This window comes from Xenorhabdus sp. NBAII XenSa04 (genome assembly GCF_963866145.1).
GTDB classification, from domain to species: Bacteria; Pseudomonadota; Gammaproteobacteria; order Enterobacterales; family Enterobacteriaceae; genus Xenorhabdus; species Xenorhabdus indica.
Window position 1 is genome coordinate 1 of the sequence record NZ_CAWMEB010000417.1, and the last position, 26,790, is coordinate 26,790.

24 protein-coding genes and 1 pseudogene are annotated in these 26,790 nt (G+C 41.3%); 12 read left to right on the forward strand and 13 right to left on the reverse strand.

Features of this window, described 5'->3' with window-relative positions:
* Positions 1-926: pseudogene (locus AAC147_RS16230) on the forward strand (hypothetical protein); the annotation flags it as partial.
* 122 nt (positions 927-1,048) lie between these two features.
* Here the strand turns inward: AAC147_RS16230 and asmA are convergent.
* The 4 genes from asmA to apbC form a co-directional block, all read right to left on the reverse strand.
* Complete coding sequence (gene asmA / locus AAC147_RS16235) at positions 1,049-2,902, reverse strand: outer membrane assembly protein AsmA (protein ID WP_047682915.1); 1,854 nt, start codon at positions 2,900-2,902, stop codon at positions 1,049-1,051.
* A gap of 78 nt (positions 2,903-2,980) precedes the next feature.
* Complete coding sequence (gene dcd / locus AAC147_RS16240; protein ID WP_047682917.1) at positions 2,981-3,562, reverse strand: dCTP deaminase; 582 nt, start codon at positions 3,560-3,562, stop codon at positions 2,981-2,983.
* Between the two features lie 48 nt (positions 3,563-3,610).
* Positions 3,611-4,252: a uridine kinase gene (gene udk, locus AAC147_RS16245; protein WP_047682919.1), complete on the reverse strand. Its 642-nt coding sequence runs from the start codon at positions 4,250-4,252 to the stop codon at positions 3,611-3,613.
* 592 nt (positions 4,253-4,844) lie between these two features.
* Entirely contained in the window at positions 4,845-5,957 is a 1,113-nt protein-coding gene (apbC, locus tag AAC147_RS16250; RefSeq protein WP_047682921.1) for an iron-sulfur cluster carrier protein ApbC, read from the reverse strand.
* 180 nt (positions 5,958-6,137) lie between these two features.
* Here apbC and metG point away from each other — a divergent pair, with 180 nt between their 5' ends.
* The 6 genes from metG to sanA all read left to right on the forward strand — a co-directional run bounded on the left by metG (position 6,138) and on the right by sanA (position 13,370).
* Positions 6,138-8,165, forward strand: a complete 2,028-nt coding sequence (gene metG, locus AAC147_RS16255; RefSeq protein ID WP_047682923.1) for a methionine--tRNA ligase — start codon at positions 6,138-6,140, stop codon at positions 8,163-8,165.
* Positions 8,166-8,347: 182 nt separating this feature from the next.
* Positions 8,348-8,788, forward strand: coding sequence for a CidA/LrgA family protein (locus tag AAC147_RS16260; protein ID WP_052189598.1), 441 nt, complete (start codon positions 8,348-8,350; stop codon positions 8,786-8,788).
* A 2-nt stretch (positions 8,789-8,790) separates the two neighbouring features.
* Positions 8,791-9,486: a CidB/LrgB family autolysis modulator gene (locus AAC147_RS16265; protein ID WP_047682927.1), complete on the forward strand. Its 696-nt coding sequence runs from the start codon at positions 8,791-8,793 to the stop codon at positions 9,484-9,486.
* Positions 9,487-9,648: 162 nt separating this feature from the next.
* A complete protein-coding gene (cdd, locus tag AAC147_RS16270) occupies positions 9,649-10,533 on the forward strand; it encodes a cytidine deaminase (protein WP_047682929.1) in 885 nt (294 codons plus the stop codon).
* A gap of 215 nt (positions 10,534-10,748) precedes the next feature.
* Positions 10,749-12,446 (forward strand): NAD-dependent malic enzyme, encoded by a 1,698-nt coding sequence (locus tag AAC147_RS16275; protein WP_047682930.1) that lies wholly within the window; start codon positions 10,749-10,751, stop codon positions 12,444-12,446.
* Between the two features lie 204 nt (positions 12,447-12,650).
* Positions 12,651-13,370 (forward strand): outer membrane permeability protein SanA, encoded by a 720-nt coding sequence (sanA, locus tag AAC147_RS16280; RefSeq protein ID WP_047682931.1) that lies wholly within the window; start codon positions 12,651-12,653, stop codon positions 13,368-13,370.
* 38 nt (positions 13,371-13,408) lie between these two features.
* Here sanA and yeiB read toward each other — a convergent pair whose 3' ends face one another.
* The 3 genes from yeiB to AAC147_RS16295 all read right to left on the reverse strand — a co-directional run bounded on the left by yeiB (position 13,409) and on the right by AAC147_RS16295 (position 16,610).
* Positions 13,409-14,527, reverse strand: a complete 1,119-nt coding sequence (gene yeiB, locus AAC147_RS16285) for a DUF418 domain-containing protein YeiB (RefSeq protein ID WP_231571453.1) — start codon at positions 14,525-14,527, stop codon at positions 13,409-13,411.
* 60 nt (positions 14,528-14,587) lie between these two features.
* The gene (gene folE / locus AAC147_RS16290; protein ID WP_047682933.1) at positions 14,588-15,256 is read right to left on the reverse strand and encodes a GTP cyclohydrolase I FolE; all 669 of its coding nucleotides are present in this window, start codon (positions 15,254-15,256) and stop codon (positions 14,588-14,590) included.
* A 175-nt stretch (positions 15,257-15,431) separates the two neighbouring features.
* Positions 15,432-16,610, reverse strand: coding sequence for a YbfB/YjiJ family MFS transporter (locus tag AAC147_RS16295; protein ID WP_047682934.1), 1,179 nt, complete (start codon positions 16,608-16,610; stop codon positions 15,432-15,434).
* 181 nt (positions 16,611-16,791) lie between these two features.
* On the opposite strand from AAC147_RS16295, the gene moeA reads away from it, so the two are divergent.
* Entirely contained in the window at positions 16,792-18,033 is a 1,242-nt protein-coding gene (moeA, locus tag AAC147_RS16300) for a molybdopterin molybdotransferase MoeA (protein WP_047682936.1), read from the forward strand.
* 30 nt (positions 18,034-18,063) lie between these two features.
* A complete protein-coding gene (gene moeB, locus AAC147_RS16305; RefSeq protein ID WP_047682938.1) occupies positions 18,064-18,822 on the forward strand; it encodes a molybdopterin-synthase adenylyltransferase MoeB in 759 nt (252 codons plus the stop codon).
* A gap of 43 nt (positions 18,823-18,865) precedes the next feature.
* Here moeB and AAC147_RS16310 read toward each other — a convergent pair whose 3' ends face one another.
* Positions 18,866-20,461: an ABC-F family ATPase gene (locus AAC147_RS16310; protein ID WP_047682940.1), complete on the reverse strand. Its 1,596-nt coding sequence runs from the start codon at positions 20,459-20,461 to the stop codon at positions 18,866-18,868.
* 275 nt (positions 20,462-20,736) lie between these two features.
* On the opposite strand from AAC147_RS16310, the gene AAC147_RS16315 reads away from it, so the two are divergent.
* On the forward strand, positions 20,737-21,741 hold the full coding sequence (locus tag AAC147_RS16315; RefSeq protein ID WP_047682941.1) for a Gfo/Idh/MocA family protein: 1,005 nt from the start codon (positions 20,737-20,739) through the stop codon (positions 21,739-21,741).
* A 52-nt stretch (positions 21,742-21,793) separates the two neighbouring features.
* On the forward strand, positions 21,794-22,411 hold the full coding sequence (locus AAC147_RS16320) for a short chain dehydrogenase (RefSeq protein ID WP_047682942.1): 618 nt from the start codon (positions 21,794-21,796) through the stop codon (positions 22,409-22,411).
* A gap of 117 nt (positions 22,412-22,528) precedes the next feature.
* On the opposite strand, the gene AAC147_RS16325 is transcribed toward AAC147_RS16320, so the two are convergent.
* The 5 genes from AAC147_RS16325 to AAC147_RS16345 all read right to left on the reverse strand — a co-directional run bounded on the left by AAC147_RS16325 (position 22,529) and on the right by AAC147_RS16345 (position 25,522).
* A complete protein-coding gene (locus AAC147_RS16325; RefSeq protein WP_047682944.1) occupies positions 22,529-23,746 on the reverse strand; it encodes an MFS transporter in 1,218 nt (405 codons plus the stop codon).
* Positions 23,747-23,947: 201 nt separating this feature from the next.
* Positions 23,948-24,214 (reverse strand): GNAT family N-acetyltransferase, encoded by a 267-nt coding sequence (locus tag AAC147_RS16330; protein ID WP_231571454.1) that lies wholly within the window; start codon positions 24,212-24,214, stop codon positions 23,948-23,950.
* Positions 24,211-24,408, reverse strand: coding sequence for a hypothetical protein (locus AAC147_RS16335; protein WP_231571456.1), 198 nt, complete (start codon positions 24,406-24,408; stop codon positions 24,211-24,213). The genes AAC147_RS16330 and AAC147_RS16335 overlap by 4 nt, the downstream gene beginning before the upstream one ends.
* Before the next feature lie 15 nt (positions 24,409-24,423).
* Positions 24,424-24,888 (reverse strand): GNAT family N-acetyltransferase, encoded by a 465-nt coding sequence (locus AAC147_RS16340; protein WP_047682946.1) that lies wholly within the window; start codon positions 24,886-24,888, stop codon positions 24,424-24,426.
* Between the two features lie 22 nt (positions 24,889-24,910).
* Positions 24,911-25,522 carry an LOG family protein gene (locus AAC147_RS16345; protein ID WP_052189599.1) on the reverse strand — a complete coding sequence of 204 codons (612 nt, stop codon included), beginning with the start codon at positions 25,520-25,522 and terminating at the stop codon, positions 24,911-24,913.
* A gap of 146 nt (positions 25,523-25,668) precedes the next feature.
* On the opposite strand from AAC147_RS16345, the gene rhtA reads away from it, so the two are divergent.
* Positions 25,669-26,559: a threonine/homoserine exporter RhtA gene (gene rhtA, locus AAC147_RS16350; RefSeq protein WP_047682948.1), complete on the forward strand. Its 891-nt coding sequence runs from the start codon at positions 25,669-25,671 to the stop codon at positions 26,557-26,559.
* Positions 26,560-26,790: the final 231 nt, after the last annotated feature.

Sequence of the window (26,790 nt, forward strand, 5' to 3'; positions counted from 1 at the left end):
TGAAAGTGGCGGACAGCAAAGTGCCGTTAACCCGCCGTGTCAACGACAAAGAGCTGGTCAATGACATTAAATTGGTGGCGGCTGATGTCGACGCCTACAACAAAGAAGAAACTTGCCAGCTTATTGATAATATTCATGGGCTAGTAAATTCTGCCAATAACAATGCTGATAGCAAAGTGCCAATGACTCGTACAGTAAATAATAAAGCACTGTTAACAGACATTACACTTACTGCATCTGATATAGATACCTATACTAGAGGAGAAATCGATCAACAAATTCATACAGTCAGGAAGTTAGCAAATGATGCCAATAATAATGTAAACGGCAAAGTTCCATTAACTCGTACAGTGAATAGTAAGGCACTATTAACAGATATTGTACTTACTGCATCCGATGTAGGCGCCTATAGCAAAAACGAAGTAGATTCTCGTATAGGGAAAGTAAACACGAATGCCAATAGTCGGTTGGCAAAAAATGAGAATGGAGCTGATATTCCAGACAAAAATGCTTTTGTAAGAAATCTTGGTTTAGCTAATCTGGTTGGATTAAATATTGAATCTCGTTTAATCGGACAAGACGCCACTGTCATCAGACTTGGTGATATTATCCAGATAAACGGGATTGCCGTAGCCAGTGGCTCAATTCAAGAAGTTAATATATCAGTTTTCGGTGGAATAACGTATTACACCAATTACTACAAGGTACAATTACCAATCAGCTTGTCAAATGGCATCATTTCATGTCATGCCAGTATTGTCGGAGATAATTTCGATAGCCAAAACCCTAGCTACCCGGCTGATGTTAAAATACAGCGCAATAATCCGGATGGAATGGGAATATCGAAAGATACCTTAACTATATCGGTCACTACTCCACAATTAGGCTGGACTCCACAATTTTATTATGAGGTTATGGGGTATTAACAGAAACAGGAGATGAAAAACCCATCTGTTATTTGAGCTATAAGTTGATAGTGGTGTAACACCACTATCAACCCGCTATCAATTTTTTCACCTGTTTACTTTATCAATTATCATAAATTCAACTAGTTATTCAGCAGTCTTTTTCTTACTTCACTATTATCGTCATTCTCAAGCCAGTTTTTGAGGGATTGTTTGACTTTTTGCTGTAATTCATCACGCAATATTGGTTCTACATTCAAGGTATATTGCAGATTGTCCCAATTACCATAAACCCGCAGTGGTATTTTTAGTTTTTCTAAACGACTAACTAATTCGCTTTCTTGCCCCCACCCACTGGTTAACTGAACCGCCAATGCAACATCGACATTCTGTTTCAATAAATTTGCCTCACCCTGCCCTTCAATTCTCGAAATACCAGATATTGCAGAAAGGTTATTAATTTTAATCTTACCTTTATTCAATTGAGCTTTTACTGATAGATTTTGTGCATCAGTAAAGTTCTGAATATTCGTCGGCTGTTGAATCAAATCAGTCATTCTCGAAAAAGATTGTTGAATAAGCAAAGGAATATTCAACCCGTCCAAACGTGCATTTCTCAGGCCAATATTTAGATCTCCCCGCCAGTAATGGGTGACTGCATATTCATCGTAGCCATCTCCCAAAAGATCTCCATCCAGAGTAAGTTGTCCACTAAACACCGATGGCAGAGCCAAAGCTTTCAGCAATGGTTGTAAGTCAATATCTCGCAGCAGAGGTTTCGCATGTAATTTAGCTGGATTAACTGTTGCATCAATGGTGGCAGGCAGTGCAAAACGACCACCAAATATGTTACCACTCAATTTCGAAATCTCTGTTATTCCCTCATCATTGACAGCTTTAAAGACAAAATTATCAATATCCATACCTTGATAAATAAATTTATTCGCCATGAATAACAGATGAGCATTAAGTTCTTTCAGAAAACTGAGATCATAGTTTGATAAAGGAGAAACAGATTTTGCAATCACAGGTTTTGCCGAATTATTCTCAGCCCGATAATCAAGTTTTGCCTGTAAACTATGCTGTGATAATTTATCCCATCCTAACAAATTATCTAAATCTAATTTTGGCGAAGACAGATTGATGGAATAGTGTGGTTTATCTTTCAGTTTAACCGCAACATTACCTGTCAATTCGCTGCCATTCATTGTCAGTGCTATTTTCTGCAACGAAACAGATGAGGAAAAAGCATCATATTTTACAGCGGCACTACCCGTTCCTGCTATACCTTCTGGCGGAAGACCAACACCCTGTAGCTGATATTTAAACGAACTGATATCACCAGTTAAATTGTGTGGATAATCAGAAATACCGAAAGAAGCTTTAACCCCAAAGGCAAATTCTTGCTGATTTTTATTGATCTTGCCATTGAGTTCGAAATTAACGTGGCTCTGATCCTGGCGTTTCATCAGCAAATCAATATCCCGCATATTTAACTGCGAATGGGTATCGATTTGCCAAATCAACAAGCTATCCTCTACTTTGATCTTATCAATGTCCAGTTTCCAACTGTGGGCATCGTTCGCTACGGGATAATGAAAATCACCTTCAGGCGCAATGGGGGTTTCTGGTTTTTTTTGTGGCTGACTATCCGGTGTAAACCGCAAAACAGCGCCTTTAAGCATCACTTCTTTGACAGAAAGTTGATGAGATAACAATGGCAGTAATTCAACATCCAGGCGCATATTTTCTGCCATAACTGCAGGCATTTTTGCATTGGGAGCCGTCAGTGATACCTGCCCGGTCAAAATACTCAATTTTGGCCAGGCATGCCAACGTAGATCATCCTGCAACACAAGCTGATAGCCACTCTTTTTTTGTACTTGTTTGACTATGTAACCACGAAAATCGTTTGGATTAATCAACACAACTAATGCTGTTAACCCCGTAACAACTACTACTAATAAAATAACGAGTGTCGTCAACAATCTTTTCATGACTTCCCCAGTCTCATGTTCACAAGATGACTATTTTCACCAGATGATTACTTTACCAGAAATTTTCACTAGGAAAGATTAATCTTCACTGATTCGGCTCCCCACTGCTCCTTTCTGATTTTTATATTTAGCATCCTGACGTCGGTTATAAGGGCGGTCAGCAACGCCTGAAAGCGGCTCAAAACTCAAAGCTCCAATGACCATGCCCGGACGCAAGGCTAACGGTAATTTTCCTGAATTATAGAATTCCAGAACAATTTGACCACGCCAGCCTGGATCAATCCGGTGAGCAGTGACATGGACCATCAAACCAAGACGAGCCAGAGATGAACGACCATCTAACCAACCAACCAGATTAGCAGGCAATGTGACAGATTCCAGTGTCACTGCCAGTGCCAGTTCGCCAGGATGCAAAAAAAAAGCCTCCCCATCCGGCAAACTAATTTCATCGCTCATGACACGATCAAGTGCCGCATTGACTTCGGCCTTAGGACCACTCAGGTCAATATAAGCAGCAGTATGACCACGAAAAACGCGAAACTGATTCCCAAGGCGAACATCAGCCGTTGCCCCATTAATACGTTCAACAGGAGGACGTGGGGTAATTTCCAGTTTACCTTCATCAAGCCATTTAATAATGTCACGGTCACAGAGTCGCATTACTTCCTCTCAAAATACGATGATACTTATGAATTCCTGAACATCAGGTTATTCGCAAAATTGGCCAATCTTAGCTTTCAATATGTCGATAGCCACACGGTTTTTACCACCACGGGGAACAATAATGTCTGCATATTGTTTTGATGGCTCGATGAATTGCAGGAACATCGGACGAACTGTTTTTTTATACTGTTCCATTACAGAATCCAGTGAACGCCCACGCTCATTGACATCGCGCTTGATGCGACGCATCAGACAGATATCCAATGGTGTATCAACAAAAATAGAAAAATCCAGTTCCTGACGCAAACGCTTATCCGTTAATAATAGGATACCTTCAAGGATAATAACTCGCTTCGGTTCAAAATGAATGGATTCTGGTTTGCGGGTATGAGCAACGTAGTCATATTGGGGCAATTCAACGGACTTCCCGGCTTTCAGTGCCTGAATATGTTCGAATAGTAAATTGTGATCCATTGAACTTGGGTGGTCATAATTGACTTTATAGCGTTCTTCCAGCGGGGTATCAGTTTGGTCTTTATAATAACAATCTTCTGGAATAACTCCGATATTGTGATCGCCAACCTGAACGCGTAATTCTCTATAAAGTGTGCTGGCAATAAGGCTTTTGCCCGAAGCGGAGGCACCTGAAATACCTACGATTGTACACTTATGTGCTTCATCAGCCATACTAGAAATAACCTGGTTAAAAAGAAAAAATAAAGTGGGAAAATAGCATTCTGTCACGCTATGTTTGGCGGATTATAGGGAGTTAGTAGCTTCTATGCCAGCGCAAACAAGATAAGTCTCGCTTTTTTCGATACGCTTCGCATAAAAATTCCGCAATCACAGGTCTGCAAATGGAAAAATAACTTAAAAGTAATGTTCAAAAACCAATACCAAAACGATTCCCAAAACCAATCTCAAGATTGTGTCCGAAATAGTTCCTTGAAGATATTCTGTTAAATTTCAGATGATAGGTATAGTAGATAAAATAGAAACCGCCAAGTGTAGAACAATTGCTCTGTACCAAAAGGCCTTGTAACAATAGAGCCATTGTTCTACTTTTTGATATTGCGTTATCCCTGTGCCATAAACCACAATTAAATGACAGCAGTATCAATGGAATAATCATTAATCTAGTCTATTAAATCTCTCAATAAAGCCGTTATATTCCTTTATCAGTTTACCTATAGGGCTGTGTATCATTTATTCAGAAGATGTACCTCAAGCAGTGTATTGCTATGCACTCTTGATCACTTAAATTGAATGATCACTTAAATCAAACTTCACGAAAAGAAATTTCAGTTGGGATTTTATCTCCTTGCCAGTACATCTGGGCAGAAATATTAGCGGCAATTTCACGATAAATACCCGCAAATTCGCTATCAGGTTGGCTGATAACCGTAGGCTCTCCGCGATCAAGATCTTCACGCAGTGAAATATGCAGAGGGATCTTACCCAATAATTGGCATTTGTATTTTTCCGCCAGTCTTTCTGCACCTCCCTCGCCAAAAATCGGCTCATGTTGGCCACAGTGACTACAGATATGTGTGCTCATGTTCTCAATAATACCTAATACAGGTACGTTGACTTTTTGGAACATGACAATGCCTTTTATAGCATCAATCAAGGCAATATCCTGCGGTGTTGTGACAACCAATGCACCAGTCACGGGAATATTCTGGGATAATGTTAACTGGATATCCCCAGTTCCCGGTGGCATATCGATTACCAAATAGTCCAGATCCGGCCACAATGTATCTTGTAGCATCTGCATAAGTGCCTTACTGGCCATCGGGCCACGCCATACCATTGCGTTATCATCGGTGACAAGATAACCAATGGAATTTGTCGCCATGCCATGTACCATAATGGGGGCCATGTGCTGACCATCAGGTGAAGTCGGCCGCTCTTTGGCTGTCCCAAGCATATTAGGAACCGATGGGCCGTAGATATCTGCATCCAGAATACCTACTTTTGCCCCTTCTTGAGCTAAAGCCAGTGCCAGATTCACTGCCGTGCTGGATTTACCCACCCCCCCTTTTCCTGAACTGATTGCCAGAATGTTACGTACGCCATTAACACCCGGTAAATTGTTAGCTCGGCGTAAAGTACAGATATCATGGGAAAGCCGCCATTCAACACTTTTTACACCTGTAGCAGCTTGTAAGAGATGAATTGTTTCTTCCTTCAGTGTTTCAAAAGCGCGTTTCCAAACGAAAGGCATCATTAATTCAATATGTAATATCCCATCCAGAACAGTACAACGATGTAATGCTTTCAGAGTCACTAAATCTTGTTCTAATGTCGGATGTTTGAACGCTGCCAATATTTTCGCAACGCTTTCTCTCAGCAGGTCAGGATTGGTCTGCTCGGTGGATCGTGAGTTCATCCCGGCTCCTTTTGATTTATCTTTTTCAACCTAAAACTGTTCGTCCATCATAGCAGAAGCAGATAGCTTACGATAAGTACAAAACAAAAGTGATGAAGTTCTCGCATTACCCTAGCGACAATGCTTCTTATCAGGTAACATCAAAAACCCTTTTCAATTTATGGAAGTCAGATCCTAACTATGTCTCAAGTCGCGAAAAAACTACTGGTGACCTGTGCGTTACCCTATGCTAACGGTCCAATTCATCTCGGTCACATCTTAGAACACATTCAGGCTGATATTTGGGTTCGTTATCATCGAATGCGCGGCAAAGAGGTGCACTTTGTCTGTGCTGACGATGCTCACGGTACACCAATCATGCTGAAAGCTCAGCAGGCAGGGATTTCGCCAGAAGAGATGATCGACAAAGTGCACCTGGAACATCAACAGGATTTTGCTGGTTTTGCTATCAGTTACGATAACTACCATTCTACGCACAGTGAAGAAAATAAAGCGCTTGCATCAGAAATTTATCTGAAACTGAAAAAAAACGGTTACATCAAGAACCGAACCATTTCTCAACTGTTCGATCCAGAAAAAAGCATGTTCCTGCCTGATCGTTTCGTCAAAGGTTCCTGTCCAAAATGTAAGGCAGAAGATCAGTACGGCGATAACTGCGAAGTGTGTGGAACGACCTATTCTCCAACAGAGTTGATCAACCCTCGTTCAGTTGTATCCGGTGCAACACCAGAAATGCGTAGCACAGAGCATTTCTTCTTCGACCTGCCAGCATTCAGCGATATGCTTCAACAATGGACCCGCTCTGGCACCTTGCAAGAGCAGGTAGCAAACAAAATGCAGGAGTGGTTCGAAGCCGGTCTGCAACAATGGGATATCACCCGCGATGCGCCTTATTTCGGTTTTGAGGTGCCTGATGAACCGGGTAAATATTTTTACGTCTGGCTGGATGCACCAATCGGCTATATGGGTTCATTCCAGAACCTGTGTGACAAACGTGATGACCTGAATTTCGACGAATTCTGGGCGAAAGACTCCAAAACAGATCTTTACCACTTTATTGGTAAAGATATCGTCTATTTCCATAGCCTGTTCTGGCCAGCTATGTTAGAAGGCAGCAATTACCGCAAACCAACCAATGTATTTGTTCACGGTTACATTACGGTCAACGGTACTAAGATGTCTAAGTCTCGTGGAACTTTCATCAAGGCAGAGACTTATCTGAAGCATCTGGATGCAGACTGCCTGCGTTATTACTACGCAGCGAAACTCTCTTCCCGTATTGATGATATCGACCTGAATCTGGAAGACTTCGTTCAGCGCGTAAACAGTGACATCGTCAATAAAGTTGTTAATCTGGCTTCACGTAACGCTGGTTTCATCAATAAGCGTTTTGCTGGCAAACTGGCAGATCAGCTCGCTGACCCTGCGCTGTACCAGAAATTTGTTGATGCCGCACAGGGAATTGCAGCAGATTTCACTCATCGTGAATTTGGCAAGGCTGTCCGTGAAATCATGGCATTGGCCGATCTCGCTAACCGTTATGTTGATGAACAAGCACCGTGGATTGTAGCGAAAGAAGAAGGCCGGGATACAGATCTTCAAGCTATCTGCTCAATGGGCATCAACCTGTTCCGCGTGCTGATGACTTACCTGAAACCTATTCTTCCGGGCCTCGCTGCCCGTACAGAAACCTTCCTGAATACCGAACTGACTTGGGATGGTATCCAACAACCTCTGCTGAATCATGATGTTTTGCCATTTAAGGCACTATTTAACCGTATCGATATGGCTAAAGTTGAAGCAATGGTAGACGACTCCAAAGAGAACATTGAGCCACAAAAAACCCAGACAGGTCCTCTGGCAGATGATCCCATTCAGGACACCATTACATTTGATGATTTTGCCAAAGTTGACCTACGTATCGCATTGATTAAGCAGGCTGATTTTGTTGAAGGCTCGGATAAGCTACTGAAATTGATCCTTGATCTTGGTGGTGAAACTCGTCAAGTCTTCTCCGGCATCCGCGCTGCTTACCCGGAGCCAAAAACATTAGAAAACCGCCTGACCGTTATGGTAGCTAATCTTGCTCCACGTAAAATGCGTTTTGGTATTTCAGAAGGCATGGTGATGGCAGCAGGCCCTGGAGGAAAAGAAATTTTCCTGTTAAGCCCGGACAGCGGTGCTCAACCTGGTATGCAGGTCAAATAGTCACCGGATACTCTGAAGCTAATGTTTTGAAAGACTGAGGTTTTGAAAGACTGATGCTCTGAAAAGATGACGATCTGAAAATAGTAAAGCGGGTTTTTTGAACCCGCTTTTTAATGTGACCTATAGCACATTAACAGTATTAATCGTATGATAACCCTCTTTGCATTGAGGAATTATACGTTATGTCTTTTCAAAACGTACTGATGGCAGGTTGGCGATATCTGCGTGCATTTGTGCTGCTCTACTTATGCCTCATTGTAGGGAATCTCATTTCAGTACATCTCCCCTTCTCTCTCCCCGGTAGTATTATTGGCTTGCTTCTTCTGTTTTGTTTACTGACGCTTCAGATTATTCCCGCTCATTGGGTAAAACCGGGCTGTAGCTTATTGATGAAAAACATGACATTACTCTTTTTACCCATCGGGGTCGGCGTCATGGAATATTATCCACAACTGAGCCAGCAGATACTCCCGATTGCTCTTTCCTGCATCATCAGTACCGTCATCGTTATGATTACCGTTGCTTACAGTTCTCATTATGTCCACCGCGAACGCACCATTATCAGCACTAATCATAAAAAACAATTATCAGAACAGAAATCATCACAACAGGAGGGAAAATAAAAATGCTAAACCATATCTGGTGGTCACTACCATTAACCCTGGCTGTCTTTTATGTAGCCAAAAAACTATCTGTCCGACTCAGATTTCCTGTTTTCAACCCCTTATTGATCTCAATGGCAGTTATTATTCCTCTGCTGCTGTTGACTCATACCTCTTATAAACACTATTTCGCCGGTAGCCGGATATTGAATGATTTGTTACAACCTGCTGTTGTTGCTCTAGCCTTTCCACTATACGAACAACTACATCAAATCCGTGCCCAATGGAAATCTATTATCAGTATCTGCTTCATCGGCAGTGTTACTGCTATGATCACAGGTACAGCTATTGCTTTATGGGCAGGCGCTACCCCTGAAATTGCGGCTTCCGTATTACCAAAATCAGTGACAACCCCTATCGCCATGGCAGTCGCTCATTCTATTGGAGGTATTCCAGCCATCAGTGCCGCCTGTGTCATTGCTGTCGGTATCTTAGGTGCGATTTTTGGCCATAACCTGTTTAATTTCTTGAAAATTAAAACTCAGGCTTCCAGAGGATTGGCGATGGGTACAGCTTCTCACGCCGTAGGAACTGCACGATGTGCTGAAATAGATCATGTCGAGGGTGCATATAGTTCGCTGGCACTGATGACTTGCGGCGTTATTACTTCATTGATTGCTCCTTTTTTATTTCCTGTGTTACTGCATCTTTTTGGCTAGTTATCCAAAAGTGAAAAAATCGCTCAAATGGTAAAAAATTTGATACAAGTTGTTAAAATAATATCTTTGTTACATAAATTTCATTAATTATATGGCATACATCACATTATAAACCTGACTGATCATCCTAGAATAACCTTCAATTAATTTGGAGATTATTCTATGCAAGCTCGTTTTCACGCTATCTGGTCAGAAATCACACCTAAATTGCAAAAGGCTCTATTGCCCTATATCGGTAATGATGATTTTCCGGCTATGCTGACAGCAGAGCAGGTGGAGTCGATTAAGCAGAGCTGCGGCTTTGATGATCATGCGCTAGCACTTGCCCTGTTGCCACTCGCTGCGGCCTGCTCCATTGCTCCCATCTCACACTTTCATGTCGGTGCCATTGCACAAGGAGAAAGTGGAAACTTCTATTTTGGTGCTAATATGGAATTTGTGGGTGTTCCGTTACAGCAAACTGTCCATGCCGAACAATCAGCCATTACTCATGCCTGGTTACGTGGTGAGAAAAAACTGCTATCCGTCACTGTTAATTGTTCTCCTTGCGGCCATTGCCGCCAATTTATGAATGAATTAAACAGTGGAACAAAATTGGAAATCTGTTTACCTGATCGCCCACGGTTAACTCTGGCTGACTATCTGCCAGAGGCATTCGGCCCACGTGATTTAGGAGATACACCCTTGTTGCTGGATAGCATTCATCATGGCTATCAGTTGGATACTAATGACGAACTCGTGCTGGCTGCGCTAGATGCTGCGAATCAGAGTCATTCGCCTTATAGCCAATCCCACTCAGGTATTGCTTTGATGGATGAGCAAAATCATGTTTATACCGGTCGCTATGCAGAAAATGCAGCATTTAATCCGAGCTTACCCCCTTTGCAGGCAGCGCTGATATTGATGAACTTGTCAGGCAGTGATTGCCGAACCATCAAACGGGCGATATTAGTAGAAGGACAAAACAATCATTTATCACAATGGAATGCGACTGAATCCACCTTAATTTCCCTCGGCTGTAAACAAGCGGAGTGCTATACATTCTGACAGTTTCATTGCTAAAAAATGGTCATTCTGGAAGAATTTTGGGCAAAAACGAGAAATTAAATAACATTTAATTAGCTAATTCTGTGTGTTATCTCTCATTTTTGCTCATGATAGACATATTTAAGTAACATTTACTGTACTTATTTTGTCTATCTTCTTAGGATCTATCGCTGATTTGCCGATTTTGTTATTGATTAGTCCAAAGAGTAAGCATCATGGAACTGGAACACGAAAGTAAACGTCCTCTCTATATTCCCTACGCTGGCCCCATCCTGTTGGAATTTCCCCTGCTGAATAAAGGCAGCGCCTTTACGGAAGAAGAACGCAGCAATTTTAATCTGCATGGCTTATTACCTCAAGCTGTTGAAACAATTGAAGAGCAGGCCGAACGTGCTTATCGCCAATATCGCGATTTCAAAAATGACGCGGATAAACATATTTATCTGAGAAATATTCAGGACACCAACGAAACTCTTTTCTACCGGCTCCTTGACGCCCATCTTAGCGAGATGATGCCTATTATTTACACGCCAACTGTCGGTGAAGCGTGTGAACATTTCTCTGACATTTACCGCCGTGCCCGTGGTTTGTTCATCTCTTACCCGAACCGGGCTTATATTGATGACATGCTGCAAAACGCGACTAAACAGAATGTTAAAGTCATCGTTGTCACCGATGGTGAACGTATCCTGGGTCTTGGCGATCAGGGGATTGGCGGAATGGGGATCCCTATCGGTAAATTATCTTTATATACCTCCTGTGGCGGGATCAGCCCTGCCTACACCCTGCCTGTCGTGTTGGATGTGGGGACTAATAACCCGCAACGCTTGAACGATCCCCTGTACATGGGCTGGCGCCATCCTCGGATTACAGGCAAAGAATACGATGATTTCGTAGATGAATTCATTCAGGCTGTAAAACGCCGCTGGCCGAATGTACTACTGCAATTTGAAGATTTTGCCCAACAAAATGCGATGCCATTATTGACTCGCTACCGCAATGATCTTTGCTGCTTTAATGACGATATTCAAGGTACAGCCGCGGTTGCTCTCGGCAGCCTGATTGCCGCCAGCCGTGCCGCAGGTCGTCAATTGAAAGACCAAATTGTTACCTTCCTCGGTGCGGGCTCCGCTGGTTGTGGTATTGCTGAGCAAATTATCGCCCAAATGAAATCGGAAGGTTTAAGTGATGAACAGGCCCGTGCCCGTGTATTCATGGTTGATCGCTTTGGGCTGCTCACTGATAAACAACCAAATCTGCTGGATTTTCAAAGTGCACTGGTTCAGAAAAGTAGCACACTGCAATCCTGGGATGTTAACAATGATAGCCTGTCGCTAATGGATGTTGTACGCAATGCCAAGCCTACTGTTTTGATTGGTGTTTCTGGTCAGTCCGGTCTGTTCACGGAAGAAATTATCCGTGAAATGCATCAACATTGTGAACGTCCAATTGTCATGCCGCTGTCCAACCCGACATCACGCGTCGAAGCCCGTCCTGAAGATATTATTAACTGGACAGAAGGTAAGGCACTGGTCGCAACTGGTAGTCCATTCTCACCAGTACAATATGAAGATCAAGAATTCCCAATTGCACAATGTAATAACTCTTATATCTTCCCTGGTATCGGGTTAGGTGTTATTGCTGCCGGAGCCAAACGCGTGACAGATGATATGCTGATGGCTGCCAGCCGCGCATTAGCAGATTGTTCACCACTGGCACATACGGGTTCTGGCCCGTTATTGCCATTGATCGATGATATTCAGAGCGTTTCCCGTAAGATCGCTAAAGAAGTCGCGAAAAAAGCCCAGATTCAGGGAGTAGCTACGGTTACTTCTGAAGATGCACTTGAAGAAGCTATTGAGCGTAACTTCTGGAAACCAGAATACCGCGTCTATAAACGCACATCATTCTGATATATTACCAATTGGCCTGCCGATAACATTGACAGGCCTTTTAGTAAAGGCCTTTAGTATAGGTACTGCCAATCTCTATAATCCAATAAACATGCTAATAATAAAGAGCATTCTATCCGATATGTTCATCCAATGCTTGCTTCGGTATATCAAGTAAAGTAGCCTTTGATCACTTGTTTATAATTATGTAAAAGGCAAAAAATAATGTGGAAGCGCCTGATTACCAGTCTGATTTTCATAATAGCTGTTTTTATGCTATCAGCCATTATGCTTGATCGCTGGATCAGTTGGAAAACCGCTCCCTATGTTTTTGACGATCTTAGACAGTTACCTGAACGGCAAGTTGGTATGGTATTGGGTACATCCAAATATTATAAAACTGGTGCGTATAACCAATATTATTTCTATCGAATTCAAGGCGCTGTTAACGCTTATAACAGCGGGAAAGTAAAATACCTGCTGCTGAGCGGAGATAATGCCCAACACAGTTATAATGAACCAAATACAATGCGAAAAGACCTGATCAAGGCAGGGATCCCAGCCTCAAAAATTGTGATGGATTTTGCTGGCTTTCGCACATTAGATTCGATTGTCAGAACCCGCAAAGTGTTTGATACCAATGACTTCACTATCATCACCCAGCGTTTCCACTGTGAACGCGCCCTGTTCATTGCAATGCACATGGGAATAGAAGCACAATGTTATGCGGTGTCTTCCCCCAAAAATATGATGACTATACGTATGCGGGAAGTGTTTGCTCGCCTCGGCGCTTTAGCTGACCTTTATATTTTGAAGCGTGAGCCGCGTTTTCTGGGTCCTCTGACACCAATTCCTATCCAGCAGGTCGCTCTTAGCGGAATTGAGGGCTACCCTGCCGTATCACCAAAAGAGTTACAGGAACTGGATAAAAAAACAGCCCAATAAATAAGAGCCTATTTTTCAAATAATAGGCTCTGCACGGTTTAAAATCTTTCTGCCAATTTTCCAGACAGACTCTGCCAAAGTGTTTCAACAGGCCCTTTTTGATGATACTTCAACCACCAGCAGGCAAATCCGATATTACACCCCCAGACGAAAGGAACAAATATTAACAATTCCAAACGGGTGAATTGATTAAATAACGCCCAATGATAAAAAAGTACGGTACAAATCAAAGTTTGCATTAAATAACAGGTTAACGGCATTCTGCCAACCTGCTGGAACCAGAAAATAACTCGACAACGGGAAATAACCGGCCAGAATCCATAAATCAGTGCCACATAAGCCAATGCCAGGAATGGTGTCGCTAATTCAGCGAGGGTATGACGCACAGTCAAGGCGATGAAATAACTGTACGGATATAAATACTGAACTAACAGAGCAACAGAGTGGATCACCAAACCAACGACAAACAGCCACAACGCCATCCGACGATAATGGTAACTACTGTATGCTCCTTTCAACCATCCATTACGTACTAACATTGCCCCACAAAGCATTGTCCCAACCATTTGCCAGCCATACTGTACCGCGGTGACTATCATTGCCCCACTGACCTGACGCAGACGATGCTCTATCGCCAATAGTCCGCCATGGGTTTTCCAGTAAACTTCATGAAAAACATCCTGTTCTAATGGACGCCAGAAAGTACTATTTTCTTCCACTGGAAATAATCCCAACAGATAAAACATCATCAAACCGAACAGGTAAAAAACAACCCCCTGGCCAAACAGATTGTGGCGGGTAACGAGCAAATGCAACGCAAAAATGCCAGCCAAACCATATGACAGCAAGATATCGCCATCCCACAGTAAAATCCCGTGCAATAAACCAATAACAGCCAGAATCAACAGCCTGTAAAGATTCCAGTTATGATCTCGTTGCCTCAATAACTCAAGTGACGCACCAAACAGCAGCGTTAGAACAAATAAAAATTTTCCCTGAGCAAAAGTACTCAAGGCAGACCATATTAATACATCAGAAAATGAGACATCCTCTTTATAAAAGAGATTCATATAAGCAGCATATGGCAACGCAAAACTAGAGATATTCAGTAATAATATGCCCAAAATGGCGAAACCACGCACACTATCAAGAGCCACAATCCTATGGCTCGTTACTCCACTATTTAACTGACGACTTGTCATGATAATAAAGATGGATCACGATAAGTGTAAGTGGCGAACGGCTCGCAAAAATTCCTGTCGTGTATTCTGACTGGACTTAAATAAACCGCCAAGAGAAGTCGTTGTTGTGGTACTGGTTGCATCGCGAATACCACGGGCTTTCACACAGTAATGAACAGCATCAATAGAGATGGCAACATTATTTGTCCCAAGCAAAGTTTGTAGCGCAATTAAAATTTGCTGTGTCAAACGTTCCTGCACCTGGGGGCGTTGCGCAAAAAATTGCACTATACGGTTAATTTTTGATAACCCGATAACTTTATCCTTAGGAATATAAGCTACAGTGGCCTTTCCATCGATAGTTACAAAATGGTGTTCACAAGTACTGGTCAGTGTGATATCTCTCACAGTCACCATCTCATCAACTTTCATTTTATTTTGTATCAAAGTGATTTTTGGAAAATTTCTGTAGTCTAAACCCGAAAATATTTCATCTACATACATTTTCGCAATCCGACCCGGCGTATCAGCCAAACTGTCATCACTCAAATCCAGGTTTAACAGTTTCATAATTTCTGTCATATGTTCCTCAATGCGTGCCTTACGCACTTCAGGCTCTAAAGTTTGTTCACGCAATGGGGTTTCAAGACCATGAGCGACCAGTGCCGAATGCACCAGCGCAGCTTCTGTACTTAAGGATGACATTGATTTCTCCAAGAGTAATACTTCCATTATATGATGGGTTATAGCTATACCAAATATTGAATAGCTATACCCGTCGCCCGTCGTCTTTCAAATCGCATTTTTGTCAGCGCATATTGAAATCCATTGGGTCAGGTTCATAACTATACCGTCACTGCATCAATGCACCAAATCAGGATTATTTCCGATAAATTCTGTTGCGATTAAATACCAACAATCCAGCAATAACCAAGCCAATAAATGCGATATATAAAGCAGGTTCCAGTTTACCAGTCAGCCATGTTGAAATAGCAGACAACATCGGCCCGACCAATTGCCCCACAGCATAACCTGTGGTCAATAATCCCGCCATATAATGAGTATGATTAGGTGCTAATTCACGTCCATACAGCAAGGCCAGTTGTACTACACACATAAAACCACCGCCAATCAACAATGCCCCAATGACAAGGCCGCTGATCCCCGGCATTACCTCGGCTATCAATATTCCGAGTGCCTGAAGCCAGAATGTGATCGCTAAACGAACCTGAGCCGTCGATACATGACTTAACAGGATCCCCAGTACAATACCAATGACAGAAGCGCCGCCAAATATCGGCCAGACAAATTGCGCAAATAGGCTGCCGGGAAAACGTTCAGAAGCCATTTGAGAAAGGAATGTGGCAGGCAAAATATAACCAAATCCCGCCAGACTGTAACTCCATAGCAACCGTTTAATTTCTGGAGTTAACGCCAGTTTTTGGGTAACTGTCTGTGGGCGATGTAATTCGCCACGACGCGGTAAATGACGACTAGCATAAATACTGCACAACAAGGCCAGAATGCCATAAATAAACCATGCCTGAGCAGCATTCATTCCCCACGACTGAATCCCCACCGCTAGTGCGCCACTGATCAAAATTCCAATTCCAGTACCTGCAAAGACAGCCGCACTTAGCCCCGGACGATTCAGTTTTGCCAGTACATCATTCGCCCATGCTGCCACTAATACCAATGTCCAACCACTCGCCCAACCAATAAAAAAGCGGGCAATACTGTGTAATACCGGGCCATTCAACAAGGCCGACAGAAGTGTAATAATTACCGCTCCCCACAGCCCGCCCCACAGACGATACTCTATAAACTGCCGTGCCCGCATTGCATCATAAGAGCCAGCAAAATAGCCAAGGTAATTAAACGCAGCAACAATTCCTGCTTCTGTCAGAGTGAATTGCGATTCTGCGATCATCAATGGAACTTGTGGAGTAAAAGTAAAGCGTCCTATTCCCATTGCAACAACTAAAGCAAGAAAACCGCTCAATGCAATCTGAATAGCTTGATAGTTACGGCTGCTTGGTGCGATGATTTGATTGCTCATAGTGATTATGTATTTATTCAATCAATTGTTTTAATTGCCATTATTTAGTTATAGCAAATCATGAATCTAATATACATCTTTTCTTAGTCACTAATCATACCCATTGAGCACTAGCAATTCCCCATTAAAAGGATATTTGCCATAATGCCCTCATGCCACTTGCCGCACATTGGGAGCTTACATGGATCATTGTTATACTTCAGGTTTAATTTCACTCGAACAGGCGCTGAAAAAGCTATTAACACAAGCCGCTCCTCTTACCGAGACAGAAACAATTAACCTGACACAATCAGCAGGCCGTATTACGGCTACAGATATTATCTCACCAATTAATGTTCCCCCTTTTGATAACTCAGCAATGGACGGCTATGCTATTCGCTTTACTGATCTGCACAATACTCAAGTTTTACCCGTAACAGGAAAAGCACTGGCTGGTATACCATTTCAAGGGGAATGGCCTTTAGGTACTTGCATCCGTATTATGACGGGCGCCCCGATCCCCGTAGGTACTGATGCTGTCGTTATGCAAGAGCAGGCAGAAGTTACTGAATCAGGCGTTCGGTTTACATACCCTGTCCATCAGGGACAAAACATTCGTACCATAGGCGAAGATATCGCTCAAAATACAGCAGTCCTGCCACAGGGTATGAAACTCGCTACCGCACAATTACCTCTGCTTGCTTCTCTGGGGATTGCGAAAGTTGATGTGATCCGCAAATTAAAAGTTGCAGTTTTTTCTACCGGTGATGAGCTACAAGCAATTGGTGAACCATTACAGGCGGGGCAAATTTATGATACCAACCGTTTTGCGGTTCGTCTGATGCTGGAAAAATTAGACTGTGACGTTATTGATTTCGGTGTCATCCCTGATGATCCTGACGCTCTACGTTACGTTTTTGTACAAGCCAATGAACTCGCAGATTTAGTTATCAGTAGTGGCGGGGTTTCCGTTGGTGAAGCTGATTACACTAAACAAATTTTGGATGAAATGGGTAAAATTAACTTCTGGAAATTGGCGATTAAACCCGGTAAACCTTTTGCTTTTGGTAAACTAAAAAACGCGTGGTTCTGTGGTTTACCGGGTAATCCGGTATCCGCTGTGCTGACTTTCTACCAATTAGTACAACCTTTGATTGCACACTTATCGGGTTTTACTGCATGGCAACCACCAATGAGGTTCAGCGCCAAGGTTATGACACCTTTGAAAAAATCCCCCGGCAGGCTGGATTTCCAGCGTGGGATCGCTGCACTCAATGAGCAAGGTGAGTTAGAAGTTCGAAGCACCGGGCATCAAGGTTCGCATATTTTCAGTTCATATAGCCTCGGAAATTGCTTTATCGTACTGGAGCAGGAACGAGGTTCCGTTGTGACCGGAGAAACCGTACAGATCGAATTTTTCAACCATTTGCTGAAAAATCAATAAATAAATGAAAACCAGTGATTAACTGAGAAAATGACTATCGAACTCACCGATGAAGAAATTCTACGCTACAACCGGCAGATTGTTCTACGTCACTTTGATTTTGACGGACAAGAAAAATTGAAATCATCCAAAGTGCTGATAGTCGGTTTGGGTGGACTTGGTTGTGCAGCCGCCCAATATTTAACATCAGCAGGTGTCGGAGCGATCACTTTATTAGATTTTGATACCGTTTCCCTCTCTAATTTACAACGTCAGATCCTTCACCGTGATGAACGCATTGGTATGGCTAAAGTGCATTCAGCAGCACTGACACTACAGGAAATCAATCCTCACATTGCTATCCATCCCATTGCAGAATTATTGGATGACTTGGCCTTAGATCAGCTAATTAGTCAGCATGATATTGTGCTGGATTGCACAGATAATGTTGCAATTCGTGAGAAACTCAACCGATTATGCTATGAGCATAAAACAGCCTTGGTTTCCGGTGCGGCTATTCGCATGGAAGGGCAATTATCAGTTTTTACCTATCAAACAGGAGAACCTTGCTACCGCTGCCTGAGCCGATTATTCGGTGAAAATAACCTGACTTGTGTTGAAACAGGTGTAATGGCACCACTCGTAGGTACAATTGGTTCATTGCAGGCAATGGAAGCGATTAAGTTGCTGACTCAATACGGTGAAGTTGCCAGAGGCAAAGTATTATTGTTCGATGCGATGATAATGCAGTTTCGTGAAATAAGATTGCTTAAAGATCCCCGGTGTGAGGTATGCCAGGACAGCGAGTAACAGGCCCCATTGTTAATCTACGGGGCCTGAAAAAACGGAGGAGTTACTCAACAATCCCCTGACTTCTCAGATACTCATCATAAGTACCTTTAAAATCAATAACCTTATCGGCTTTAATTTCCAGAATACGACTGGCCAATGAACTGACAAATGCGCGGTCATGGGACACAAAAATCAACGTACCTTGGTAAAGTTCCAACGCAAGGTTTAGTGATTCAATAGATTCCATATCCAGATGGTTAGTTGGCTCATCCATCACCAAAATATTTGGTTTATGTATCATTAGTTTGCCAAACAACATCCGGCCTTTTTCTCCACCAGACAATACGCCGACTTTTTTCCTGATATCATCCTGAGTGAACAGTAAACGTCCCAGTACACTACGTACTGCCTGTTCATCATCATTTTCACGCTTCCACTGACTCATCCATTCAAATACAGTCAGATCACCGTCAAAATCACTGGCGTGATCCTGTGCATAATAGCCAATGGTGCTATTTTCAGACCATTTAATCGTACCGCTGTTTGGTTCAGCTTCACCAATCAAAGTCTTCAGCAATGTTGTTTTACCAATACCGTTCTCACCAATCACCGCCATTTTTTCGCCAACTTCCATCAGCAAGTTCAGATTCTTAAACAGTGCCCCATTATCATAACCTTGAGTCAGACCTTCTAATTCCAGCGCATTACGGAACAGTTTTTTCTCCTGCTCAAAGCGAATATATGGATTCTGACGGCTGGAAGCTTTTACTTCTTCTAACTGAATTTTATCAATCTGACGGGCACGTGAAGTTGCCTGCTTAGATTTAGAAGCATTAGCACTAAAACGGCTGACAAATGCCTGTAATTCAGCAATCTGGGCTTTCTTCTTGGCATTATCTGCTAGCAGACGTTCACGTGCCTGAGTTGCCGCTACCATGTATTCATCGTAATTGCCGGGGAACAGACGCAATTGACCATAATCCAGATCAGCCATATGAGTACACACTGTGTTCAGGAAATGGCGGTCATGGGAAATGATAATCATCGTACTGTCGCGTTCGTTCAGTACTTGTTCCAACCAACGGATAGTATCGATATCCAGGTTGTTGGTTGGTTCATCAAGCAGCAAAACATCAGGATTAGAAAATAGCGCCTGTGCCAGCAAAACACGTAATTTCCAGCCCGGAGCAACTGCACTCATCAAGCCATAATGCTGTTCTACCGGAATACCGACGCCAAGCAATAATTCTCCGGCACGTGCTTCCGCGCTGTATCCATCCATTTCACCATAAGCGACTTCCAGATCCGCAACACGATAACCATCTTCTTCGCTCATTTCTGCCATGGCATAAATACGGTCACGTTCCTGCTTCACTTGCCACAATTCCGTATGCCCCATGATGACTGTATCCAATACAGTGCATTCTTCAAAGGCAAACTGATCCTGACGCAATTTACCTAAGCGTTCATTCGGATCAAGACTGACATTGCCGGAGGTCGGTGTTAGATCTCCCCCCAAGATTTTCATAAAAGTTGATTTACCTGCACCGTTGGCACCAATCAGGCCATAACGGTTACCGTGACCAAATTTGACAGAAATGTTTTCAAACAGAGGCTTACTGCCAAACTGCATAGTAATGTTGTTTGTACTTAACACAACGTTTGCTCTTATAGTGAATAAAAAAGGAATTTAGAAAAATCGATAGTTATCTATTATGCCACAACAAGCAAAAAGTATCGCCAGTATGCTTCCAGAGCTCCTTCAAACAGTCATTTCAAAACTCACATCATCAATGTCCTCCCCCCAGAAATCAGGAAAATAAATTTTTCTAATGTAAAAATATAAACTACCGGACGGGGAGCATAGAACAAAGTAAGGAGGTATTATAGACTGGAAAGGAATTTTACAATTTGAGATACCGGAAGAATAAAATGCAAAAAATCAGATGGGGTATTATTGGTTGTGGTAATGTAACAGAGGTAAAAAGTGGCCCGGCTTTTTATAAATTGGAAAATTCAGAATTAATTGCCGTTATGCGACGCAATGCAAATTTGGCTAAAGATTTCGCCAAAAGACATAATGTGCCCAAATGGTATTCTGATGCCAAAACTCTGGTTAATGATCCTGATATTGATGCAGTATACATTGCAACTCCCCCTTCTACTCATAAAGAATATACTTTATTGGCTGCTGAGGCTGGCAAAATAGTTTATGTAGAGAAACCAATGGCTCTGACATTTTCAGAATGCAATGAAATGATTGCGGCCTGCCAGTCCCATAATGTGCCACTATTCGTGGCTTATTATCGCAGAGCCTTGCCGAGATTTACCAAAATAAAATCGCTAATTGATTCCGGTGCAATTGGCACTCCACGTATTGTGATCTGTCAATTATTCAGAGAAATGGAATCTCGTTATCTGGATCCGGATAATCTTCCCTGGTTTGTCAAACCAGAAATATCCGGTGGTGGATTATTCGTTGATTTAGCTTGCCATACACTGGATATGTTGGATTTTCTTCTGGGAAAAATTATTTCAGTCAAAGGGCACTCTAATTCACAGGCAAAAGCCTATCCGGCAGAAGATTGTGTTTCAATGTCATTGATGTTTGAAAATCAGGTGCAGGGAGTAGGTATCTGGAATTTTGTTGCCAGCTCTCGTGAAGATAAAGTAGAAATCGTTGGTACAAAAGGCAAAATAACCTTTGCAACATTCGGTGATTCCCCAATTTCATATTACGATGAAAACAATACACTGCATCATTTCCATTTTGAAAATCCCACACATATTCAAATGCCATTAATCCAGACAATAGTGCATCAATTACAGGGAAAAGATATCTGCCCTTCTAATGGTATATCCGCTTCACGAACCAGTTGGGTTATTGATGAAGTTCTAAAAAAATATAGAGCTGAGCTACACTCTAAAACTAAATAATCATTATTCTATCCGGCATGACATAATCTAATTAAATCACGGAGCCATCAATATGAAAATATTAGTGATAGGAGCAACAGGAAATATAGGAAAGCACATTATCAGTAATATCAAAAAATATCATCCCTTGCTGACTGATAACCCTACAGATCTTGAAATTCTTCAAGCCAGTCGTCATTCATCTGAATACCCGCTTGATATTTTCGATACTCAACAATTAGATAATTTTTTATCTAAAAATAAGATGTTTGAAGCTATTGTCTGTGTATTCGGTAAAACCAACTGGACGAAACCAAAAAAGCTGAGTGACTATGAGGAAAGTCTCAGGAATAAAGCACTGGGTCAGATCAACGTTGCACTCCGTGCCTTGCAATACGTTAAACCCGGCGGCTCAATCACTTTAACATCCGGTATTGTTGGTAAAATAATGTCGCCTAATGGTTCACAAACGGCTGTAACCAATGGTGCTATTGATGCTTTTGTCCGCTCGGCAGCAACTGAAATCACCAATATCCGAATCAACGTAGTTAGCCCAAGATTACTGGATGAATCATTTACCCGTTATGCCAAGTTCTTCCCCGGACAGGAAACTTGTACAGGAGAACAAATAGCTAAAGGTTATATACGTAGTATTTATAGTAAAGAAACAGGAATGGTTATTGAAATATAAACTCTTTTCTATCTGTCGTCTTTCAAATTACAATTTTGTTGTCTGCATTTGCAATCCATAAAGTATATTATTAGCGGTTTTTATAACCGCTAATAATCAATACTATTTGAATCGATACTATTTGGCATCAAGCTTCTCATTTTTTCCAATTACTATCCCCAAAATTCCCTGTATCCCTAGTATAATGAAAAGCATCCACATAATGATATTCCATGAGGATGTTAAATCATGAATATAACCAGAAACAACCGGGCCACAAAACGCAATCAAATAGCCAATTGACTGTATCATTGAGTTTGCTCTTGTAACATTGGCGGTATGATTGAAACGCAACAACGGCAGTAAAAATGCAACTCCTGTACAAATACCAGCACCGATTCCCATGATCATAACTGCAACAGGAATTAAACTTTTCTGACCATACACGAATAGTACAATCCCCAACATACCAATAATTGGGTTAATGATGAACATTATTTCCTGTCTTTTTATTTTATAGATATAAAATGCCGTTAATGTTGCAAAAGGTATCGCAATTAATGAGAACAGAGCTGCGTAGGATGCAGACTCAGTCTGGCCTAAACCATAAGAACTGATAATTTCGGGGAACCAGGCAGTAATGATATAAAAATTAAGCGATAAAATAGAAAAATAAACAGCCATAACCCAACATGGAATACTTACCCACGGATTAATGACCTTATCCGGTTTATCATTATCATTACTAGGGGAATGCGGGCTACTGTCTGAGGACTGAGATTTCTTATCAGAAAATAATAAAATCAAGAACAATGAAAATATCGGGATTAAGATCCAAATCCATGATACTCCGTTCCAGGAAAGCCCGAAAACATGCTTAACAGGTAAAGTGAGACCTGTTGCCATTGCTGGCCCCAAATACAGAGAAGCCGTATAAGATGATGATAAAAGAGCGATCCTGTTACTCCCCAATCTCTTAAAAAATGAAGGTAATGCAATATTTCCCAATGCAATGGCAAACCCAAACATTACTGTAGAAGTCAACAGTAATATCAGAGAGCTGTTTAACCTTAAAAGATAAGCAGCAATAGCGACAATAAATGTCATCAATAAGGTTTTATATAAACCTATTTTACTTTCAAAATAAGGAGTTAAGGGAGAAAATAAGAAAAAACACAAGGGTGACAGCGATGTTATCAAACCAAACGTAGAATGACTTATTTTTAAATCGTCGATGATTTCCTGTGACATCGGTGGGATATAAGATATCGGCACTCTCAATCCCAAACCAGCAATCATAATAAACAATAGTAACTTAAGAATAAAGCTATTACTAAAGTGTTTCCCTATTTTCATTATTTCACCACAGAAATTTAGAGGTTTATCATATTTTGACTTAACGAGATTGAGGATACACCAAATAAACTTGTTGCCATATTTATTTTAAATTCTGGCAGACAAATATTCTTTTAGCAAGCTCCAGAATTATTAATTTACCTGTAATATTTGTTAACAACGTTAATCATATGGGAAATATCTTTTCTCTTTGATGAGTAGCTAAACTTCCTTTTTTACAATGAGCTCCGCTAACATTTCCTCATACTCATTACAATAACTCACTTCGGTAAAACCAAAATGCGGGTAGAATTTGTGGTGTCGTTCACTCGTTTCATCATAACAAACAGATATTTTATGACAATTTGTCTGTTGTTTCATTTCATCCAGCAATAATTGTATGACAACACTGCCGATTCCCTTATTTTGATACGATTTGTCGATCATCATGCGATAAAGATTATATTCATTAGGTCTTCCTTCATTCACACAACGTTCATACATAGCGAAACCGACAATTTTTTACCAAAATATATTACTCTTGGCCTGTAATATTGGTTGAATTTTGATTCAGCAATTGACTCCGAATTCGACGCAACGAATTTTTCTTGCCCTGGTTCAACTTCAAGAGACATAACATCTCGATAATTATCTTCATCCACTTCAACTAGCGAAATTTGCATCTGCTTTCCCTTGAATCACAATGTAATAGCCATTAATTTGCTAATTTCTTTATAACCTTCCCTTTCATAAAGTTTCGTCGCTGCAACATTTTTTGATAAAACATTGAGTTCCAAATGAGTATAGTTATTTTTCTTCGCCCACCTTTTCATTTCTGTTAATAATCGCTGACCAATGCCCTGACTTCTGACATCCTGACTGACAACTAAATCAATAATATAGCCATAATTTCTCGGTATCAGACAGTTAAATGGCGGTGTTTTATTTTCTTGTGCAATGCAGAAGCCTTTAATATCGCCATTATCATCTTCTGCAACTAATAAATAGAATTTATCATCATTTATACTGGAAATAATAAATTCTCTATCTTGTTCCACATCTCTCAATCGGTCTGGCTGCAATGCAGCCATTTCACTGAATAATATATTGTAGAGTGATGAAATAGCATCAAGATCCTGCATAGAGGCAGTTCTTATTATCATGCCTGCGCTCCTAATATCAGTATTAATTGTAAGTTTTTATTGAAGGCACTACATAATGTTCAAAACGGTCAAGTAACACAGTAGGATTTTTCTCAATAATCGCCATATTGCGATATTTTTCCTGCAAAAACCACTCGTCCGCCATTTTATTAATCATAGAGATAAGAGGATCATAAAAATTATTGATATTCAGAATACCACATGGTTTACTATTAAGGCCAATCATACTCCATGTAAAGACTTCACTAAATTCTTCCAATGTACCAAAACCACCAGGCAATGCAACAAAACCATCAGCAAGTTCAATCATTTTATTTTTACGCTGATGCATAGTTTCCACAATATGAAGTTCAGATAAATTCTTATGAGAAATTTCACGTTCTTCCAGCAATGCCGGAATGACACCAATAACTCTGCCTCCTTCGTGTAATACTGTATCTGCAACTGTTCCCATAATTCCTACACTGGCACCACCATACACCAAAGTAATACCACGTTTAACAAGCTCTTTTGCAAAAAGAATAGCATTCTCTTTATAAATTTCAGATGCTCCCAAACTTGAACCACAATAAACCGCAATGCTCTTTATTGCCTCATTTTTTTTTGATGAACTCTTCAATACAGTCTCTTTCATGTCTAAACTCCACATTATTATTTTTTTAATTTTTGATTATACGTTAGCTTAATGAACATACAACACATAATACAGTTGAGTTCTGATTATTTCGCTGCGAAGATAACCCTCCCTAAATAACATGTTGTAATTGAGGTTTTCTGCAAATGTCTCTTTCCAAACATCGGGCGGCATCTTTTCCTCTGCTTCCTATCATTTTATTGTTATTTTCAATGACATCAATTCAAGCTGGTGCATCATTAGCCAAAACAATATTTCATGTCATTGGTGCGCCCGGTGTAACAGCTCTGAGACTCGCATTGGGGACAATGATTTTATTCCTGATCTTTAAGCCCTGGCGTCTGAAATTTCAGCGGTCATCAATCATTCCTCTCCTTGCCTACGGTATTTCACTCGGTGGAATGAATTATCTGTTTTACATGGCACTTTCCAGAATTCCTCTTGGTATTGCCGTTGCGCTTGAATTTACTGGTCCTCTTGCTGTTGCCATGTTTTCCTCACGTCGTCCACTGGATTTTCTCTGGATCGCTTTGGTCATTGCCGGATTAGGTTTTCTGTTACCTATTGGGGACGATGTCAGCACACTTGATCCTATAGGTATTTTGTATGCATTAGGAGCCGGTTTTTTTTGGGCGCTCTATATTATCTTCGGTCAACGTGCTGGTGCAGGCTATGGTGCTGCAACAGTTTCTATTGGTTCATTAATTGCTGCCTTGATTTTCTTTCCAGTAGGATTAATCCAAACCGGCCCCGAACTCCTGTTTGATGTCTCATTACTGCCCGTTGCTTTAGGGATCGCCATTTTATCGACCGCATTTCCCTATACACTGGAAATGATTGCGCTTACCCGCTTACCTGCCAAAACATTTGGTACTTTAATGAGTCTGGAACCTGCATTAGGTGCCTTGTCAGGTATCATTTTCCTGAACGAGCACTTAACTACGACGCAATGGATTGCCCTTTTCTGCATTATCTGTGCCTCAATTGGTTCTACTTCCACCGTGAAACAGAAAACCAAAATCGAAAAGGTTGAATAAGTTGCTTTATCATATTACATAACTCATCAAGGCCGGATGAACTTAGTATTATCCGGTTTTGATTATTACCATTGTTGATTAATGATATTTTTATCAACTATCAATTTGATAGAATAAAGCAATATGACTTCTGATAAATGATCAGCTACTTTTAATATATCCAATAAAATAATTCATTATATCTTTTGGATTTCAAAATACAGCCAGCAGGGCTGAAACCTGAAAGACGAT